The organism is Enterobacter sp. MGH120 (genome assembly GCF_001037725.1).
Classification (GTDB): domain Bacteria; phylum Pseudomonadota; class Gammaproteobacteria; order Enterobacterales; family Enterobacteriaceae; genus Enterobacter; species Enterobacter hormaechei_C.
Window position 1 is genome coordinate 2630369 of sequence record NZ_KQ089940.1, and the last position, 19230, is coordinate 2649598.

General features: G+C 56.7%; 17 protein-coding genes and 1 pseudogene. 15 read left to right on the forward strand and 3 right to left on the reverse strand.

Annotated elements, in window-relative coordinates; genetic code table 11:
• The first annotated feature begins 13 nt into the window (after positions 1–13).
• Together SK54_RS12355 and SK54_RS12360 are read left to right on the forward strand one after the other, a co-directional pair.
• Positions 14–1048 carry an NADP-dependent oxidoreductase gene (locus tag SK54_RS12355; RefSeq protein ID WP_045329906.1) on the forward strand — a complete coding sequence of 345 codons (1035 nt, stop codon included), beginning with the start codon at positions 14–16 and terminating at the stop codon, positions 1046–1048.
• A 259-nt stretch (positions 1049–1307) separates the two neighbouring features.
• Complete coding sequence (locus SK54_RS12360) at positions 1308–1976, forward strand: GntR family transcriptional regulator (protein ID WP_003856981.1); 669 nt, start codon at positions 1308–1310, stop codon at positions 1974–1976.
• Positions 1977–2098: 122 nt separating this feature from the next.
• Here SK54_RS12360 and pqqU read toward each other — a convergent pair whose 3' ends face one another.
• On the reverse strand, positions 2099–4216 hold the full coding sequence (gene pqqU, locus SK54_RS12365) for a TonB-dependent receptor PqqU (protein ID WP_047056846.1): 2118 nt from the start codon (positions 4214–4216) through the stop codon (positions 2099–2101).
• A 246-nt stretch (positions 4217–4462) separates the two neighbouring features.
• Between pqqU and SK54_RS12370 the strand changes: the two genes are divergently transcribed.
• Positions 4463–5524, forward strand: coding sequence for a 7-bladed beta-propeller protein YncE (locus SK54_RS12370; protein WP_047051059.1), 1062 nt, complete (start codon positions 4463–4465; stop codon positions 5522–5524).
• A gap of 92 nt (positions 5525–5616) precedes the next feature.
• Here the strand turns inward: SK54_RS12370 and ansP are convergent, their stop codons facing one another.
• Both ansP and SK54_RS12380 read right to left on the reverse strand, forming a co-directional pair.
• Positions 5617–7113: an L-asparagine permease gene (ansP, locus tag SK54_RS12375; protein ID WP_048247288.1), complete on the reverse strand. Its 1497-nt coding sequence runs from the start codon at positions 7111–7113 to the stop codon at positions 5617–5619.
• A gap of 328 nt (positions 7114–7441) precedes the next feature.
• A complete protein-coding gene (locus SK54_RS12380) occupies positions 7442–8332 on the reverse strand; it encodes a LysR family transcriptional regulator (protein WP_048247290.1) in 891 nt (296 codons plus the stop codon).
• A gap of 112 nt (positions 8333–8444) precedes the next feature.
• On the opposite strand from SK54_RS12380, the gene SK54_RS12385 reads away from it, so the two are divergent.
• From SK54_RS12385 to SK54_RS12445, 12 genes and pseudogenes are all read left to right on the forward strand, one after another.
• The gene (locus SK54_RS12385; RefSeq protein ID WP_015570456.1) at positions 8445–8843 is read left to right on the forward strand and encodes a (R)-mandelonitrile lyase; all 399 of its coding nucleotides are present in this window, start codon (positions 8445–8447) and stop codon (positions 8841–8843) included.
• 71 nt (positions 8844–8914) lie between these two features.
• Positions 8915–9454, forward strand: a complete 540-nt coding sequence (locus tag SK54_RS12390) for a shikimate kinase (protein ID WP_045329905.1) — start codon at positions 8915–8917, stop codon at positions 9452–9454.
• A gap of 109 nt (positions 9455–9563) precedes the next feature.
• On the forward strand, positions 9564–10565 hold the full coding sequence (locus tag SK54_RS12395; protein WP_048247292.1) for an MsnO8 family LLM class oxidoreductase: 1002 nt from the start codon (positions 9564–9566) through the stop codon (positions 10563–10565).
• A complete protein-coding gene (locus tag SK54_RS12400; protein WP_047051063.1) occupies positions 10562–11683 on the forward strand; it encodes an amidohydrolase in 1122 nt (373 codons plus the stop codon). The genes SK54_RS12395 and SK54_RS12400 overlap by 4 nt, the downstream gene beginning before the upstream one ends.
• 16 nt (positions 11684–11699) lie before the next feature.
• Positions 11700–13963 (forward strand): annotated as a pseudogene (locus tag SK54_RS22750) (NtaA/DmoA family FMN-dependent monooxygenase).
• Positions 13964–13972: 9 nt separating this feature from the next.
• A complete protein-coding gene (locus SK54_RS12415; RefSeq protein ID WP_015570459.1) occupies positions 13973–14482 on the forward strand; it encodes a GNAT family N-acetyltransferase in 510 nt (169 codons plus the stop codon).
• Positions 14483–14491: 9 nt separating this feature from the next.
• Positions 14492–15418, forward strand: a complete 927-nt coding sequence (locus SK54_RS12420) for an amino acid ABC transporter permease (RefSeq protein WP_040117689.1) — start codon at positions 14492–14494, stop codon at positions 15416–15418.
• Positions 15402–16175, forward strand: coding sequence for an amino acid ABC transporter ATP-binding protein (locus SK54_RS12425; protein ID WP_048247296.1), 774 nt, complete (start codon positions 15402–15404; stop codon positions 16173–16175). The genes SK54_RS12420 and SK54_RS12425 overlap by 17 nt, the downstream gene beginning before the upstream one ends.
• Before the next feature lie 45 nt (positions 16176–16220).
• Positions 16221–17072, forward strand: a complete 852-nt coding sequence (locus tag SK54_RS12430) for a transporter substrate-binding domain-containing protein (RefSeq protein WP_181007826.1) — start codon at positions 16221–16223, stop codon at positions 17070–17072.
• Positions 17073–17113: 41 nt separating this feature from the next.
• The gene (locus tag SK54_RS12435) at positions 17114–17731 is read left to right on the forward strand and encodes a glutathione S-transferase family protein (RefSeq protein WP_048247301.1); all 618 of its coding nucleotides are present in this window, start codon (positions 17114–17116) and stop codon (positions 17729–17731) included.
• 37 nt (positions 17732–17768) lie between these two features.
• The gene (pptA, locus tag SK54_RS12440) at positions 17769–17999 is read left to right on the forward strand and encodes a tautomerase PptA (protein WP_003857012.1); all 231 of its coding nucleotides are present in this window, start codon (positions 17769–17771) and stop codon (positions 17997–17999) included.
• Between the two features lie 186 nt (positions 18000–18185).
• Positions 18186–19187, forward strand: a complete 1002-nt coding sequence (locus tag SK54_RS12445) for a Kdo(2)-lipid IV(A) acyltransferase (protein ID WP_048247303.1) — start codon at positions 18186–18188, stop codon at positions 19185–19187.
• The last annotated feature ends 43 nt before the right edge of the window (positions 19188–19230 follow it).

The window sequence follows — 19230 nt, forward strand, 5'->3', positions numbered from 1 at the left end:
TAAGGAGCGATGAATGAGTCAATCAACTACGCAAAACCGACGCTGGGTACTGGCTTCCCGTCCACACGGCGCACCGGTTGCCGAAAATTTCCGCCTGGAAGAGCAGCCGATCCCCTCGCCCGCAGAGGGGCAGGTGTTATTACGCACCGTATGGCTCTCGCTTGATCCGTACATGCGTGGCCGTATGAGCGATGCCCCATCCTATTCACCTCCTGTCGAGATTGGCGCGGTGATGGTGGGCGGCACGGTAAGCCGCGTCGAGACCTCCCGCCATCCGGATTATAAAGAGGGCGAGTGGGTTCTGGGCTACAGCGGCTGGCAGGAGTATGAACTTTCCGACGGGAAAGGACTGGTCAGGCTGGGCGAAAACCCGTCGCACCCTTCATGGGCACTCGGCGTGCTGGGAATGCCGGGCTTCACCGCGTATATGGGGCTGCTTGATATCGGCCAGCCTCAGGCGGGGGAAACGCTTGTCGTGGCGGCAGCCACGGGGCCGGTCGGCGCAACGGTGGGGCAGATCGGTAAAATCAAGGGGTGCCGGGTTATCGGCGTGGCCGGCGGGGAGGAGAAATGCCGTCATGCGGTCGACGTGCTCGGTTTCGACGCCTGCTTGGATCACCATGCGGATGATTTTTCCGAACAGCTGGCGAAAGCCTGCCCGCAGGGCATTGACGTGTATTATGAAAACGTCGGCGGTAAAGTCTTTGACGCCGTACTGCCGCTCCTGAATACCTCCGCGCGCGTACCTGTTTGCGGACTGGTCAGCGGCTACAACGCGACCAACCTGCCGGATGGTCCGGATCGCTTGCCGCTGCTGATGGGGACCATCCTCAAAAAACGCATCCGCATGCAGGGCTTTATCATCGCTCAGGACTATGGTCATCGTATCGACGAGTTCCAGCAGGAAATGGGACGCTGGGTGAAGGAAGGCAAAATTCACTATCGCGAGCAGGTCACCGAAGGGCTGGACGCGGCGCCGGAGGCGCTGATTGGGCTGCTGGAAGGGAAAAACTTCGGCAAGGTCGTGATCCGCGTGGCGGCGGACTAAACAGAGCATCGGTTATGGCGGGCAAAGTCCGCCATAATTATTTGTGAAGATACGATATATTGTCTTTAATTAATCCATAAGCATTGCGCGCCATCGGCCCAGCTGAGCCAGAAGTGGTAAACGTAATATTAATTGAACAATTTTTATTTTAACGCGCGCCCTTCATACCAGGCATGACGATACAGGATATATCAAACCGGCGATGTTTTTTTAAACAGTCGCTGAAAATGGCATTTTGTTTTGGCTACGGGAATTAAACATGCTTGATTTGGAAAACCTGGAAAAAGCACAAAGAATCAGTCTGACGATGCAAGTTGAGAACAGTTTAAAGGGAGCGTTAATTACGGGCTCATTAAAACCTGGGGCTCGACTCATCACGAAAGAGATTGCGGATAAATTAGGCACCAGCATCACACCGGTGCGCGAAGCCCTGCTGCGCCTGGTGTCGGCAGGCGCATTACAGGCCACGCCTGCTCAAGCGTTTTTGGTGCCAGAGGTTACGCTGGAGCGTTATAACGAAATTAACGCCATTCGAAAACAGCTTGAGCCGATGGCCGTTGCGGCGGCGTGTCAGAATATGACCGAGACCAAACTGGATGCATTACGTGCGCTGTCAGATAACTTCAGCACCGCCATGCATCAGGGCGACGTGCAGAAGGCGATCCATGCCAACCGCGTGTTCCGGTTTACGCTTTATCAGTATGCCGAAATGCCGACCCTGAACTCGCTGATTGAGCAGCTCTGGGTACGGATTGGTCCGTGTATCAACTACCTGCACGAAGAGATGAAAGATATCCCTGCAACGACTTACCATTATGCCGATCTGCTTTCTGCGCTTGAGCAAAGGGACGTGACGGCCAGTCGGGAAGCGATCGACCGAGCCATTGATGAAGCTAATATCCTCCTGCAACGGCAATACTACAGTTAAGGATCGCACTGGCGCACTTATTTTTTTATTCGTTTTAAACTTCCCTGAGTATATTCCCGGCGCTTAAGGCTACCGGGAATGATGTTATTTTTTACCGGCAACGTGCGCTGCCGGAAAATGTTTTACTCAAAGCGATAAGAGACCGACAGGCCCACTCCATAGTTACGGCCAGGGGCGGGTTCGTAATAGCGATTGTAGCCAGCGTTAACAATCTCTGAACCGACGTACTCTTTATCAAACAGGTTATCGACGCGACCAAAGATGTCCATTCCCCATTTGCCGTAATTGAGTTTATACCCGGTATTCAGACCGACCACGGTATAAGAGGGCGCTTTGGCGGTATTGGTGTCGTTTGCCATCACGTCGCTCATGTAGCGGGCATCTGCCCCCGCGTACCAGCCTTCCTCAGGCTCCCAGCCAAACGACGTATACCCCATGTTACGGGCAATCCCCGGCATCCGGTTGCCGCTACAGTCTGCATTGCTACAGACGTTGGTACGGTAGGTCGCATCGAGATAGGTCCACGCCATTTTCAGCTTCCAGTTTTCGGCAAACTGCTGGTCGAGCGCAATTTCCACACCCTGACGGCGCGTTTTCCCCGCATTTTTGTAGGTAGTGCGACCATCTTTGTTTTCGTCCACCACGATCTCGTTGTCGGTATCCGTGCGGAACAGCGCCGCCGTCAGGATGCCATTGCCGATGCGGGTTTTGCTGCCAATCTCATAGGTGTTATTGGTTGACGGTTGCAGATTAATATTGAGGCCGCCTTTGCCATCAGAACGGTAGGAGAGTTCGTTGATGGTCGGGGTCTCAAATCCACGTCCCGCCGCGGCATAAAGGTTCCAGGCGTCGGTCACGGCGTATTTCACCGCACCAGCCGGGAGCCATTTATGGTAGCTGGCGTCACCGCTGTCATCGCCGTTTTGCGGGGTAATGTAATGATCGTTGGAGTCAAACCAGACGGAGCTGTAACGCACGCCCGCCTCAACGGACAGCTTTTGCGTGAGCTGCCACTGGGTTTGCAGGTAGGGATCAAGGTTCCACATCAGGTTACGTTCGTCACGGCGTTTGTTACCCTTCACGCCAAAATCCGGCACGCCGTTGTTCATCACGAAGTTTTCATACCCGCGGCGATTTTCACTCATATTTTCGTAGTTAAGGCCGGTGGTAAACGTTACCGGCACCAGCAGCTCGCCGCGGTGGGTCCAGCGGGTATCAATACCCTGATAGTGGCGCTGCATATCAATTACGCCGCCCGAATGCGCTGGATTTTCAGTCTGCGTGGTATCCGGAATGGACTGGTACTGGGTCATTTCACGCTCACCGGCGTACATCATCACGCTGAGGTCGTCCTGTTCGCTCAGCTGGCGGTCGTAGCGGATCCCGGCCTGGGTCTGCTTAATGGTTTTACGCGTATTGTATTGATCGCCACGGGGTGACTGCCGCGGGTTGTTCTGCCACTCCTGATAACTCAGTCCGCCCGGATCGTTGGCTTTCATGTCCACGCTGTTAAAAATCAGCGTTAGCTTGCTGACATCATCAATGCGCACGCCCAGTTTCGCGTTGGCGAGGTTTTTCCGTGCGCCGCTGTGGTCGCGATAGCCATGGGTGGTGAAGCGGGTGGTGGATACCGCATAGTCCACATCCCCAGCCTGAGTCCCGTCGCCCACCGCACCGGTGGCCTTCATGCCGTAACGCCAGGTGCCGTAGCTGCCGTAATAGCTGCTGGCTTCAATTGTGGCTGGCTGTTGTCCGGTCTGGGTGTTGATGTTGATCACGCCGCCGGAGGCATTGCCGTACAGGGCAGAGAAGGGGCCGCGCAGCACGTCGACGCTCTGAATGCTGTTGAGGTCAATGTTAGACGTCTGCCCCTGGCCGTCGGGCATGGTTGCCGGAATGCCGTCCACGTACATGCGGATCCCGCGTACGCCGAAGGTCGAACGCGCGCCGAATCCGCGAACGGAAAGTTGCAGATCCTGAGCATAGTTCTGGCGGTTCTGGATTTGCAGGCCAGGTACGCTCCCAAGGGATTCAGAAAGGTTGATGCGCGGTGTGGCATGTCGCATATCCTCGCCGCTCACCACGCTGACTGCGGCCGGGGTGTCCAGTTCGGAGACGGTTTGCGGCGTGGCGCTGACGATCAGGGTCTGTTCATCCGCGGCCATCGCACTCAGCGGGCCAAAAATGACGGGAACGAAGAGCAGTGGTAGTGATGCCTTACGGGCAGTAATAATTTTCATGGAGTAAACCGGTTAAGAAAAATTCGAACCAAATCAACTGGAACCTGTGTATATATGTTAAATCCTTTGTAAATGTTATGAAAACTATAACCGCACATTTCGTGAATGTAAGGTTTTGAAGGAAAGAAATACTCCACATTCAACTCATTAATGATTACTATTCTCATTAAAATAACGGCAAAGCGATGACTTTGCCCACCGGAAGTGATGTCAGCGGTAAATCTCCTCATTTAAAAAGGAATTGTTATGTCTTTACGTCATCTGTGCTCGCCGCGCCTGCGTGGGTCTCTGCTGTTGGGCTCTTTACTGTTTGCCGGTACGTTCCAGGTTCATGCCGCTGAAGAGATGCTGCGCAAAGCGGTCGGCAAGGGCGCGTATGAAATGGCCGTCAGCCAGCAGGAAAACGCGCTGTGGGTTGCGACGTCACAAAGCCGCAAAACCGATAAGGGCGGCGTGGTCTATCGTCTGGATCCGGTCACGCTGGAAGTGACGCAGGCGATTCATAACGATCTCAAGCCGTTTGGCGCCACGATCGATAACGCCACCCAGACGCTGTGGTTCGGTAACACCGTCAACAGCGCCGTGACGGCGATTGACGCCAAAACGAGCGAGGTGAAAGGGCGCCTGGTGCTGGACGATCGCAAGCGTAGCGACACGGTGAAGCCGCTTCAGCCGCGCCAGCTGGTGGCCGATGACACGACCAATACGGTATACATTACCGGCATCGGCAAGCAGAGCGTGATCTGGGTTGTTGATGGCGCAACGCTGAAGCTGAAGGACACCATCACGAACACCGGCACGTTCAGCACCGGGCTGGCGCTGGATGCGAAGGCAAAACGCCTGTATACCACCAATGCGGACGGCGAGCTGGTGACCATTGATACGGCAACCAACAAAATCCTTAGCCGTAAAAAAGTGCAGGATGACGGAAAAGAGCACTTCTACCTGAACCTGAGCCTGGACACTGCCGGCCAGCGTGCGTTTGTGACGGATTCAAAACAGCCAGAAGTGCTGGTGGTGAATCTGAAAGATGGCAGCGTGATGCAGAAAATCGCTGCGCCAGAATCGCTGGCCGTACTGTTTAACCCGGCGCGTAACGAAGCCTATGTGACGCACCGCGAGGCGGGTAAGGTGAGTGTGATTGACGCCAAAACCTACAAAGTGACCAAAACTTATGATACCCCGGTTTACCCGAACAGCCTGGCGCTGTCTGCGGACGGTAAAACGCTGTACGTAACGGTGAAACAGAAATCAACCCGTCAGCAGGAAGCGACCCAGCCTGACGATGTGATTCGTATCGCGCTGTGATGGTGGAATTGCCCGGTGGCGCTGCGCTTACCGGGCCTACAAAACCATGAGATGTAGGCCGGGTAAGGCGAAGCCGCCACCCGGCTTTTTTATTAACGCGAGGTTTCTTCTACCAGCGGTGCGTCGTGCTTTTCATCGTCGTGATGAAGCGGCGCGGTGCTGTGGATCTCGTGAACGCGCTTACGCACGCCGAACCAGCCAGCAATTAACAGCACCGCCAGCAGCGGGATTGTGGCGATGGTGTAAGTACCGTTCGGGTAGTCGAAGGCCATTAGCACCAGCACGCTCAGCAGGAACAGGAGGGTAAGCCAGGAGGTCACCGGTGCGCCCGGCAGCCTGAAGCTGACGTCAGCCGCTTTTCCTTCTTTGATCGCTTTGCGCAGACGCATCTGACACACCACGATAAAGGCCCAGGAGGCAATAATGCCCAGTGCCGCGACGTTCAGCACGATCTCAAACACCTGAGACGGCACCAGATAGTTCAGGAACACGCCAAAGATATACACCACCAGCGTGGCCAGAATACCCGCGTAAGGCACCTGCTGCTTGCTCATCTTCGACATAAACTTCGGCGCAGAGCCCCCCATCGACATGGAGCGCAGGATACGGCCCGTCGAATAGAGTCCGGAGTTCAGGCTGGAGAGCGCGGCGGTCAGTACCACGATGTTCATGATGCTGCCCACGTACGGCACGCCCAGCTTAGAGAAGAAGGTTACAAACGGGCTTTGGCCCGCCTGGTATGCGTTCCACGGCAGCAGCAGAACCAGCAGCACCACGGAACCCACATAGAACAGGCCGATACGCCAGATCACGCTGTTGATGGCTTTTGGCACCATCGTCTGCGGATCTTTGCATTCACCTGCCGCCGTACCGACCAGTTCGATGGAGGCAAAGGCGAACACCACCCCCTGCACCAGAACCAGCGCGGGCAGCAGGCCGTGCGGGAAGAAACCACCGTTATCGGTAATCAGGTGGAAGCCGGTTGCGTTACCGTCCAGCGGTTTACCGGTGCCGAGGAATACGGTCCCGACCACCAGGAAGATCACAATGGCCAGCACCTTAACCAGCGCGAACCAGAACTCCATTTCGGCGAACCATTTCACGCCGATCATGTTCATGGTCCCGACAATTGCCAGCGCTCCGAGGGCGAACACCCACTGCGGCACATCGCCAAACGCGCCCCAGTAGTGCATATACAGCGCAACGGCGGTGATATCGACGATACCGGTCATCGCCCAGTTAACGAAGTACATCCAGCCCGCGACATACGCGGCTTTTTCACCAAGAAACTCGCGGGCGTAAGAGACAAAGCTGCCGCTGGAAGGGCGGTGGAGTACCAGTTCGCCGAGGGCGCGAAGGATGAAGAAAGAGAAGATCCCGCACACCAGATAGACCAGGGCGAGAGCGGGGCCAGCCATTTGCAGACGTGCGCCTGCACCTAAAAACAGACCTGTACCGATAGCGCCGCCGATGGCGATCATCTGGACCTGACGGTTGCCCATCGCCTTGTGATAGCCCTCTTCATGAGAGTTCAACCAGCGACGTTTCGCAGAATGATGATCGGCTGCGCTTTTATTGCTTGTTTTCATTGAGTTACCTGTTTGCCTGTCTGAACCATTAACGTGATAGTCCTGCCTGGTAGATGCCGAAACAAACGATTGCTTCTGCGCAGACACATGCTGCCTTTCCAGTCATTCTGTGTATGGATAAGGCAAAACATGGCGAGGCATCCTACCCGCAATTGATAAGCGACGCAAAATATAACCGTGCCGAAAGTGATGCACGTCGAAGGAAATCGTGTGGTCAGAGCAGACGGGGATCACAACGCGCTGAATCGTGGCGTTTTTTTAGGCAAAAAGGTCTGCGAATGCTGATTTAATCATCAGGTTTACTTAATAGTTACTTATAGGTAGAGCATTATGAATGCCGCAGGGCTGCAATGAGTAATGCAAAGGCGGTAGTGTGCTGGCGGCGGCTCGGATAATACAGATGGTATCCCGTAAAAACCGGACACCAGGCTTCAAGCACACGCATTAACCGGCCCTCAGCAAGGGCGTCCTGAACCGCATCTTCCGGGACGTACGCCAGCCCCAGACCGTTTTCGGCGGCATCGATGCGCTGCGGCAGGCTGTTGAGGATCAGCTGGCCGTCAACCCGCACGCGCAGCTCACGTCCGTCCCGTTCAAATTCCCAGGCATATAATCCGCCGCGTGTGGGCAGGCGCATATTAATGCAGCGGTGCTGATCAAGCTGCTCCGGCGTTTCCGGTACGCCGAAACGTTGCAAATACTCTGCCGACCCGACGACCGCCATGCGCATGTCCGGCGCAATACGTACGGCAATCATATCTTTCGCCACCTGCTCACCCAGACGCACCCCCGCGTCAAAGCGGCCATCGACAATATCAGTCAGCCCATTGTCCACCGTGACTTCAACGTTGATGTCAGGATACTGCGCCATAAAGGGTATAAGCACAGGCCACAGCACCGCAGACATGGCGTGCTCCCCGGCGGTAAGGCGAATATTCCCGGCAGGTCTGTCGCGGGTATCACGCAGCGCGGTGAGTTCCTGCTCGATCTCCAGCAGATGGGGGCTTAAGCGCATAAAGAGTTGCTCGCCGGCCTCGGTAGGGGCCACGCTACGGGTGGTGCGGGTTAACAGACGGACTTCCAGCCTCGCTTCCAGATTGCGCATTGCGTGGCTGAGTGCCGACTGAGATACCCCAAGCTGCGCCGCGGCGCGGGTAAAGCTGCGCTCCCGGGCGACGACCATAAAGGAAAGCAGATCGTTGAAGTTGTCTTTTAACATGGCGGCTTACTCGATTTATGAATTGAACTCATGGTTCCTTTCTGATTATGCACTCTAATGCTCCCCATGGCTTTACGCTACTGTTAACGCAACAGCAAACGAGGAGTTAATCATGAAAATTATCCGTAGCGGTTCGTTACCTTCTGTTCAGGGGCCAGAGGCCTGGTTTACCGGCTGCGTGCGCATTGACGCACCTTTCCAGGCGACTGAACCGGCAAAAGTCGGCGGCGCGACCGTCACCTTTGAACCCGGCGCACGTACCGCCTGGCATACGCATCCTCTTGGACAAACGCTAATCGTGACGCAGGGGCGCGGCTGGTTACAGGAGTGGGGGAAAGAGGCGGAACCGCTGAATCAGGGTGATATCGCCTGGATCCCACCCGGCGTGAAGCACTGGCACGGCGCAAGCGCGCAGACGGCCATGACCCATATCGCCATCGCAGAAGCCGTCGACGGGAGTCCGGTGGCATGGCTGGAGAAGGTCACCGACGAGCAGTATCCGAACGAGTAGTCTGGCGTTTCGTAAACAAATTATTAACGTTATGATTCGATCCGTTTTCTTCAGCATGTGCAGGCGGAACGGTGAAAATCAATATCATAGGCACCAGCGGAAGTGGGAAAAGCACGTTTGGCAGGCGAATCGCGGAGGCGCTGGCTATCCCTTACATTGAGATGGACAGGCTTTACTGGCGAGCGAACTGGCAGGGAACACCGGATGATGAGTTTCTTGCAACCCTGGAAAAAGCGCTCGCCGCCTCGCCTGACTGGGTCCTGGACGGAAATTACAATCGCACACGCGACGTTAAGTGGCGCGACGTCGATCTGGTGGTGTGGATAGATCGTGGGTTTATCCGCACGCTCTGGCAGGCGGTGACGCGGGCCTCCAGACGCGCCTGGCACAAACAGGAGCTCTGGCCCGGCACGGGGAACCGCGAAAGCTTTCGTCGGTCGTTCCTTAGCAAGGACTCTATTATCATCTGGACGATCAAAACCTGGCGCAGCAACCGCAAACGATATGAGGCGGATATGCAAAACCCGCAGTACGCACACATTCGCTTTCTCCGCATTACCCGACGGCAGGATGCGGAAAGACTCATTGCCTCGCTTAAATCACGCCGATGACAGACGCTCTATTGCCGTTTTCCGGCAATCCAAATGTAAATTAATTGTTTCTCAGAGGTGAAATCCGCCTTTAATAATGACGACATGTTAAGTCAAACGAGAACGCAACATGTCATGGCGAATCAGCATTCTGGATAAAAGCCCCGTCGCAGAACACGAAACAGCCGCCGATGCGCTGGCGCGAACCTTAGCACTGGCGCAACAGGCAGAAACGCTGGGTTATCACCGCTTCTGGATTGCCGAACACCACAATACCCCGCAGCTTGCCAGCCCCTCGCCGGAGCTGCTGATTGCCTGGATCCTCGGGCAAACAAAACGCATTCGCGTAGGCTCAGGCGGCGTCATGCTGCAACATTACAGCCCCTATAAAGTTGCCGAAAATTTTAACGTACTGGCCGCCATTGCGCCGGGCCGGGTTGATCTGGGCGTTGGCAAAGCGCCCGGCGGTCTGCCGCTCTCTACCCGCGCCTTGCAGCACGGCCTTAATCCGCAGGAAAAAGGCAGTTTTGCTGAACAACTGACGCAGCTCGATCGCTGGATCCGCCCTGAAAGTCAGTCAGCTGAGGAGGACGTTCGCGCCACGCCGCTGCCGCCGGTGCCTGCCCGGGGATTTCTGCTGGGCGCCAGCACCGAAAGCGCGCTGCTGGCGGCCTCTCTCGACTGGCATTTTGTCTTTGCCGCCCATCTGAACGGCGATCCTGAGCTGCTGCGCGAGGTCGTCACAGCCTGGCGTCAACACAGCGTCCGGGAGGTGATTGTGGCCGTGCAGGTCATTGTTGCCCCAACCCAGGCTGAAGCCGATGCGCTGGCGCAGAAGGTTGAAGTGTGGGGTGTGGAGCTGGCAAACGGACAGCGTGTCACCGTGGCCAGCGAAGAACAGGCCTACGCCTTTGCGCGGCAGGCGGGGAGTGAACCGGTGCGCATCGCGCGTCGGGCGCAGTCTCTGCTGGCCGGAACGGCGGCCTCGGTGCTTGAACAGCTCAACGCGCTGCATCAGCAGTGGGGGATTGACGAATTTATCATCGACACGCCGGTCGCTGATGGCGCAACGCGCGTGCAGTCTCTGCGACTGCTGGCCGAGGCGCGTCTTAACAGGGAGGTGACCGTATGAGCTTTAGCGAACAACTGATTGCCTGGCGCCGTGAGCTGCACCAGAACCCTGAACTCTCCGGTCAGGAGGTCGAAACAACGGCGCGCCTGCGCGAGTGGCTGACGGCCGCCGGGATTGCCCCGCTGGATTACGATCTCCAGACCGGGCTGGTTGCAGAGATCGGCACGGGCAACGCACTGGTTGCGCTGCGCGCCGATATCGACGCGTTACCCATCGACGAGCGTAGCGGGGTGCCGTTTAGCTCCCGGCGTGCGGGGGTGATGCATGCCTGTGGGCACGACATCCACACCAGCGTGATCCTCGGTGCCGCGCTAAAGCTAAAGGAGCGGGAAGCCTCGCTCAACGGTCGCGTGCGGATCCTGTTCCAGCCAGCGGAAGAGAATTTCGGCGGAGCGAAAAGCATGGTGCGGGCCGGAGCGTTACGCGACGTACGCGCGATTTTCGGAATGCATAATGAGCCTTCACTGCCGGTCGGCGAGTTTGCCACGCGCGGCGGCCCGTTCTATGCCAACGTCGATCGCTTCGTTATTCACGTAACCGGCAAAGGCGCGCATGCCGCACGTCCCCATGAAGGCAACGACGCCATCGTGCTGGCAAGCCAGCTGGTGACCGCGCTGCAAAGCGTTGCCAGCCGTAACGTCAACACGCTGGATTCGGTTGTTCTGAGCGTGACGCGCATCGCCGGGGGGAATACCTGGAACGTGCTGCCGGAAAGCGTTGAGCTGGAGGGTACGCTGCGCACGCACCGCACAGAAGTGCAGCAGAACGTGAAAGCGCGCGTCGGTGAAATCGCCGCCGGATTTGCCAGCGCCTTTAGCGCGCAGATCAACATCACCTGGTACGCCGGGCCCACCGCGCTGGTGAACGATGAGCACTGGGCCGGGTTTGCCACCTCGGTCGCGCGCGAAGCGGGATATGAAACCCGGCATGCGGAACTGCACATGGGCGGGGAGGATTTCGCGGTTTATCTGCAAAACATACCCGGCGCGTTTGTCAGCATTGGCAGCAACAGTCCGTTTGGGTTACATCACCCGGCATTTAACCCGGACGAAGCATTAATCGAACCCGCTGCCCGCTATTTTGCTCAGCTCGCGGAAAAAGCCCTGCAACACGTTTAATTAATTTGAGGTGAATATGTCTGCACATCGTCAATTGCGGCTGGGGACCATTTTGCATGGTGCATCCGGAAATATGTCTGCCTGGCGCCATCCGGCGGCGGTCGCGGATGCCAGCATTAATTTTGATTTCGTTAAAGAAACGGCTTTAAAAGCAGAAGAGGGCAAGCTCGACTTTATATTTGTGGCCGACGGCCTTTATATTAACGAGAAATCCATTCCGCATTTTTTAAACCGCTTTGAGCCGCTGACGGTGTTGTCCGCGCTGGCGAGTATCACCTCGCGCCTGGGGCTGGTCGGCACGTTATCCACCTCGTACAGCGAACCTTTCACCGTTGCACGCCAGTTCGCCAGCCTCGATCACCTGAGCAACGGACGCGCGGGCTGGAACGTGGTGACGTCACCGCTGGAAGGGTCAGCCAGGAACTTCTCCCGCGAAAAACACCCGGAGCATGCGCTGCGCTACCGCATTGCCGATGAGTATCTCGACGTGGTGAAGGGGCTGTGGGATTCCTGGGAAGGGGATGCCTTTATCCGCAATAAAGAGAGCGGACAGTTCTTTGATGCGTCGAAACTGCATACTCTTGATCACCACGGTGATTTCTTCCAGGTTTCCGGCCCGCTGAATATTGGCCGCACGCCGCAGGGACGTCCGATTGTCTTTCAGGCTGGCGCGTCCGACGACGGTAAAAAGCTGGCGGCAAAACACGCTGACGCCATCTTTACCCACCATGACACGCGGGAAGAAGCCCAGGCTTTTTACCGCGATGTTAAACAGCAGCTGGAAAGTCACGGCCGTCGCACAGAGGATTTACATATATTCCAGGGCGTCAGCGTGATTGTTGGAAACGACGCCGATGACGTAGAAAACCAGTATCAAACTACGGCGGCACTGGTCTCCATTAATGATGCGCTGAATTACCTCGGACGTTATTTCGAGCATCACGACTTCAGCCAGTATCCCCTCGACGCGCCGTTCCCGGATATTGGCGATTTGGGCAAAAACAGCTTCCGCAGCACCACCGATGAAATCAAGCGTAACGCCCGTGAGCGCAACTTAACTCTGCGTCAGGTCGCGCTGGAAGCCGCATCGCCGCGCCCGCGTTTTTCCGGCACACCGGAGCAGGTGGCCGATGGTTTACAGGCCTGGTTCGAAGAGAAGGCGGCGGATGGCTTCATCATTCAGGGCGGCACGCCGGACACCTTCCCGCGCTTTGTTGACCAGGTGGTGCCCGTTTTACAGGCGCGCGGCCTGTTCCGCACCGACTATCCCGGCACCACGCTGCGCGAAAGTCTGGGCTTAGACGAGCCCAAAAATCAGTTCACACAACAATAAAAGAGAAAAATGCTATGCAGAAATCATCGCTTATTCTGGCGCTTGCGCTGGCCTTTACCCCTGCCGTCTGGGCAGAGAACGTCAATATTAACGGCACCGGCGTGAGCATTGAGGCCAATAAAACGCCGATCAATACCGCCAAAAACAGCGATGCGATCGCGCAACTGCCGAAAGACTATCGTTTTGCCGTGCCGGGGAAATTTACCGTGGCGGTGGCGGGACTGAATCAACCGCCACTGACGGTCTTTTCCGACGACAACAAAACTCTGCTGGGAAGTGAGGTCGACATCGCGCGTCTGGTAGCGGACAGCCTCGGACTGGAGCTGAACGTGGTGCCCACCTCCTGGGAGGATTGGCCGCTGGGGGTTGCCTCCGGGAAATACGACGCGGCTATCAGCAACATCACCGTCACTAAAGCGCGCAAAGAGAAGTTCGACTTCGCCACCTACCGCAAGGATTCACTTGGCTTCTACGTGAAATCCACCAGTCCGATCAACTCGCTTGTGAAGGCAGAGGATATCGCCGGGCTGCGCATCATCGTGGGTTCCGGCACCAACCAGGAGGCCATCCTTCTGGCATGGAACGAAGAGAACCTCAAAAAAGGGCTTAAACCCTTTACGCCGATCTACACCAAAGACGACGCGGCCCAAACGCTGGCGCTTCAGTCCGGACGCGCGGACGCCTACTTTGGCCCGAACGTGATCGGTGCCTGGAAAGCGGCGCTTAACGGTAAAACCAAACTGGTCGGCAGCGTCGACGGCGGCTGGCCGAAGGCGGCGCATATCGCGGTGACGCTGAAAAAAGGCAGCGGCCTGGTCGAGCCGGTTCAAACCGCGCTGAACGGCGCGATCAAGAACGGAGATTACGACAAAGTGCTGAACCGCTGGGGGGAAGGCGTGGAGCGTATCCCCAGTTCCGAAGTTAACCCGGCGGGTCTGGGCGATTAAGGAGGCGCTATGCGCGAACAATTTCGTGACGTTTCGCCGGAAGATGCCGATCTTCAGCCCATTATCGAGGGGCTTTTCGGTGAGTACGCCGCTCGTTACGGCGACTACTTTTCAAAGGATGCGGAAGTCGAGCTGACAGAGTGGTACCTGGCGCCGCAGGGGCTGTTTATCGTCCTGGAGCGCGATGGCGAGATCATCGCCACCGGTGCGTACAAGCCCTTCGACGAACATACCGCAGAGATCAAACGCATCTGGACGAATAAAACGCTGCGCCAGCAGGGGCTGGCCGCGCGCGTGGTACAGGAGCTGGAGCGCCGGGCGGTGCTGGCGGGCTACAGCCGCATCTACCTGACCACGGGGTTTCGCCAGCCGGAGGCGGTGCGGCTCTATCTCAGTCAGGGGTATCAGCCGCAGTTCGATCTTAACCGCGATCCGGAAGAGTATAGCCAGCCGCCGTTCGACGGTCGGCTGCGTTTCACCAAGACGCTGATCCGCGAAGCGCTCAGCAAAACCGCATAAGGAGCGACGATGAGCAACGTTGAAACCATAAAAGTGGTCCCGGCACGTTATCCGCTGCGCGCTGCTGGCGCCGTGGTGGCGCTGTTTGTACTGGCGGTCGTGATCCAGTCCGTGGCCTTTAATCCGCGCTGGGAATGGGCGGTATTTGCCCGCTGGTTCTTCGACCCGGTGATCCTCGAAGGCGTCGGCCAGACGCTGCTGCTGACATTAATAAGCACCGTACTGAGCGTGGTTATTGGCGGCATGCTGGCGCTGGCGAGGCTCTCGTCATCATGGCTGTTGAGCAGCCTGGCGTGGGGGTACATCTGGCTGTTCCGTTCCCTGCCGCTGATCGTGGTGCTGATTATCCTCTATAACTTCTCCTATCTCTACGACACGCTCTCTCTCGGCGTGCCTTTTACCGGCATTACCTGGGGCAGCTTTGAAACCATCAATGTTCTCGGGCAGTTTTCTACCGCCATCGTGGGGCTGACGCTGGTGCAGAGCGCCTATACTGCGGAGATCATTCGCGGGGGTTTCCTTGGGGTCGACCACGGTCAGTATGAGGCGGCCGCTGCGCTAGGTCTGCCGGCATGGCGTCGCACGGTGCGCATAATTCTCCCGCAGGCGCTGCGCACCATCCTGCCGTCCGGGTTTAACGAAATCATCAGCCTCGCCAAAGGGACGGCGATGGTTTACGTGCTGGCGATGCCGGAACTGTTCTACACGATCCAGATGATCTACAACCGCACCCAGGAGGTGATCCCGCTGTTGATGGTGGGGGCCGTCTGGTATCTGGTGATCACCACCGTACTGTCTGCCATCCAGCATGTTATTGAGCGTGGACTCGCCCGCAGCGAGCGCCGCTCCGCCGTTAACCACAACCGGGCGGCCAGTCGCGCGCGTTCCGTCACCACTTCGCCAGCACAGGAGCCTGTTCATGCAAGCCTCTCCTGAAGGACATATTTCCATTACCGGCGTCAGTAAGTTTTTTGGCCGACATAAAGCGCTCGATAACGTCACGCTTGAGATCCCGCCGGGCTCCGTGACGGTGATCCTCGGCCCCTCAGGATCGGGAAAATCGACGCTGCTGCGCACCATTAACCATCTTGAGCGCGTAGACGAAGGCTTTATTCAAATTGACGGGGATTACATCGGCTATCGCCGTCAGGGTGACAAACTCTACGAGCTCAAAGAGAAAGAGATCCTCAAACAGCGCGTCAACGTTGGGTACGTGTTTCAGAACTTCAATCTTTTTCCGCATCTCACGGTGCTGGAAAACCTGATTGAAGCACCCATCGCGCATAAAAAGTTCAGTAAAAAAGAGGCTGTTGAAAACGCCTACAGCCTTCTGGATGTGGTAGGTCTGCGCGATAAAGCCGATGCCTGGTCGCGTCACCTCTCCGGCGGCCAACAGCAGCGTATTGCCATTGCCCGCGCGCTGGCGCTGCGCCCGCGCGTGATGCTGTTTGATGAACCCACCTCGGCGCTGGATCCGGAACTGGTTGGCGAAGTGCTGGACGTGATTAAAAAGCTCGCCCGTTCCGGCACTACGCTGGTGGTGGTCACCCATGAGATCGGCTTTGCCCGGGAAGTGGCGGACCAGGTGGTATTTATGGTCGACGGTAAAATTGTGGAGCAGGGCAGCAGCGACGGCGTGTTAAACCGACCGTCGCATCCGCGAACGCGCCAGTTCCTCTCAAAAGTGCTGTAAGGAGCGCAGATGAAATATGGACTCCTGGCGGGGCTGGTCTTCACGATGGCGAGCTACGCCAGCATTGATTTAAAGGCCAACGAACAGCCGCTGCCGGTGACGGTTGATCAACAGGCAGTGGCGAAAATCCCGGCGAACTATAAATTTGTTGAGCCGGGTACCCTCACGGTGGCGATTTCAGCTCTGAATTCTCCGCCGCTGGCGCAGCTGGCCAGTGATAACCGCACCCGTATTGGCAGCGACCCGGATATCGCCCGGTTGCTGGCGGGCAGTCTGGGGCTGAAGCTGAAGCTGGTGCCAACGGCATGGGAAGACTGGCCGCTGGGGATCACTTCCGGGCGTTATGACGTGGCGTTGGTGAATATCGCCGTCACCGAGCAACGTAAGGCGAAGTTCGATTTTGCGACCTATCGCGTCGATTCCCTCGCCTTCTCGGTGAAATCCACCAGCAACGTACAGTCGATCACCCGTGCGAAAGATCTGGCCGGTAAAAAGGTGATTGTCGGGTCAGGCACCAATCAGGAACGTATTCTGCTGGGCTGGAACGAAGAGAATAAAAAGGCCGGGCGCGAGCCTGTGTTGCCGGTTTATCTGACCGACGACGCCTCAGGCAATCTTTATATTCAGTCCGGCAGGGCGGATGTTTTCTTTGGACCGCAGTCCGTTTCGGCCTACAAAGCCGCCTTAACCGGCAAAACCCGCGTCGTGGGATTAGGGCCGAAGAAAGCCTATGTCGCCACCACAACCAAAAAAGGTAATGGGCTGGTGTATGCGTTGCAGGCTGCGCTGGACGGTGCGATTAAGCGCGGGGAGTATCAAAAGGTGCTGGCGCGCTGGGGGGAGGCGGGCGAAGCGGTGACTTCTTCTGACGTTAACCCGCCCGGGATAACCTACTAATGGTGCTCTACACTTAGGGTTTTCATCCCTGAGGGGGCAACATGATCAAACTCTATGGCGTACCCGGCTGGGGATCGGCAATCAGTGAAGTGATGCTGACTCTGGCAGACATCCCGTATCAGTTCGTCAACGTGGACGGGTTTGACCAGCCCGGCCCGCAGCGCGAATTGCTGTTGAAACTGAACCCGCTGTGCCAGGTGCCGACGCTGGAGCTGGAAAACGGGGCGATCGTGACGGAAACCGCGGCGATCGCCCTGATGGTGCTCGACAGACGTCCCGACCTCGCGCCGCCCGTAGGGCAGGCCGAGCGCCAGCAGTTTCAGCGCCTGCTCATCTGGTTTGTGGCGAACGTCTATCCCACCTTTACGTATGCAGATTACCCGGAACGCTGGGTGCCTGATGCCCCGGAACAGCTGAAGAAAAATTGCATTGAGTACCGAAAATCGCTCTATCTGTGGTTCGACAGCCAGCTCAGCGCCTCGCCGTTTGCGTTTGGCAAACAGCTGACGCTGCTTGACGTCTATATTGCCGTTGCGCGTACCTGGGGGCCACGTCATGAGTGGTTTACCACTAACACGCCTAATATTACCGCCGTCGCGGATGCCGTCTGCGTGCTGCCGGAACTGCACAAGGTGCTAAAAGCTAACGATATAATCTGATAACGTGGAACGCTCACCTATAAAAGGAGCCCTGGCCATGCCACACGTTGATATCAAATGTTTTCCACGCGATCTGACTGACGAACAAAAAACGGCCCTGGCGGCGGATATCGCCGAAGCGATCGCCCGTCATCTGAACAGCAAAGATCGCTCAATCTCCGTGGCGCTTCAGGAGGTTCAGGAAGCTGACTGGAAGGCGCAGGTCTGGGATACCGAGATCGGCCCGAAACTGGATGAACTGATTAAGAAGCCCGGTTATTCGATGTAACTTGCCTGCCGGGTGGTGCAATATCACCCGGCGCTCCTCGCTTTTATTCCCTTTCGCAAAAATCGATAATAAAAACCATAACGATTCCGCTACAATTCATCCTTCCGAACAATATTCGTTAAATCAGCAGGTAAGCACTGCAACTGCACCAGATTAAGTACAAATTAGTAAAAGGATAATTTTTCCATGACAAAATTACCTCAGTTTTCACTCGCCTTTATTCATCCTCGTTACTGGCTCAGCTGGGCAGGCATTGCCGCGCTCTGGTGCACGGTTCAGCTTCCGTACCCGCTGCTGTTAAAAACAGGTCACGGGCTTGGGCGTCTGGCTATGCGCCTGCTTCCACGTCGCGTGGAGATCGCCAGACGAAATCTTGAGCTTTGCTTTCCTGATATGAAAGAGGACGAGCGCGAGCGTTTACTTGAGCGTAATTTTGAATCGGTTGGAATGGGCGTCATTGAAACGGGGATAGCGTGGTTCTGGCCAGACTGGCGCGTACGGAAACACTTCAGCGTGACCGGCTACGAACATATGGAACAGGCGCGGGCGCAAGGAAGGGGCGTGGTGCTCATTGGCATGCATTTTCTCACGCTGGAATTAGGCGCACGCATCTTTGGCATGCTCAACGCGGGTATTGGTGTGTATCGTCCCAACAATAATGCGTTGCTCGACTGGCTGCAAACGCGCGGTCGTCTGCGTTCCAATAAAACCATGCTTGACCGCTATGACCTGAAGGGCATGATCCGCACGCTGAAGCAAAACGAGATCCTGTGGTATGCCCCGGACCACGATTATGGCAAAACGAATAGCGTGTTTGTGCCGTTTTTTGCCGTCCCGGACGCCGCGACAACTGCCGGGAGCTACATGCTGGTGAAAAGTGCCAGACCGGCCGTGATCCCGTTTGTACCGCGCAGAAAAGCAGACGGCACAGGGTATGAGCTGATTATTCTGGAAGATATTAGCGATACCTTGCAGGGAGGCGACAAAGCGTCGGTGGCCACGCAAATGAACAGAGCGATTGAGCGCGCCGTGATGATGGCGCCTGAGCAATATATGTGGCTGCATCGCCGGTTCAAAACCCGCCCTGAAGGCCAGCCGGACCGGTATAAACGCAAAAAACAGATCCCATCTTCTACAAGAACCTTATCTGCCAGCGATATTTCGGACCGGTCGAGTATCCAGCAGTAGCCCGGCAGGGCGGATGCCGGTGCGCTCCGCCCTTTATAAATCC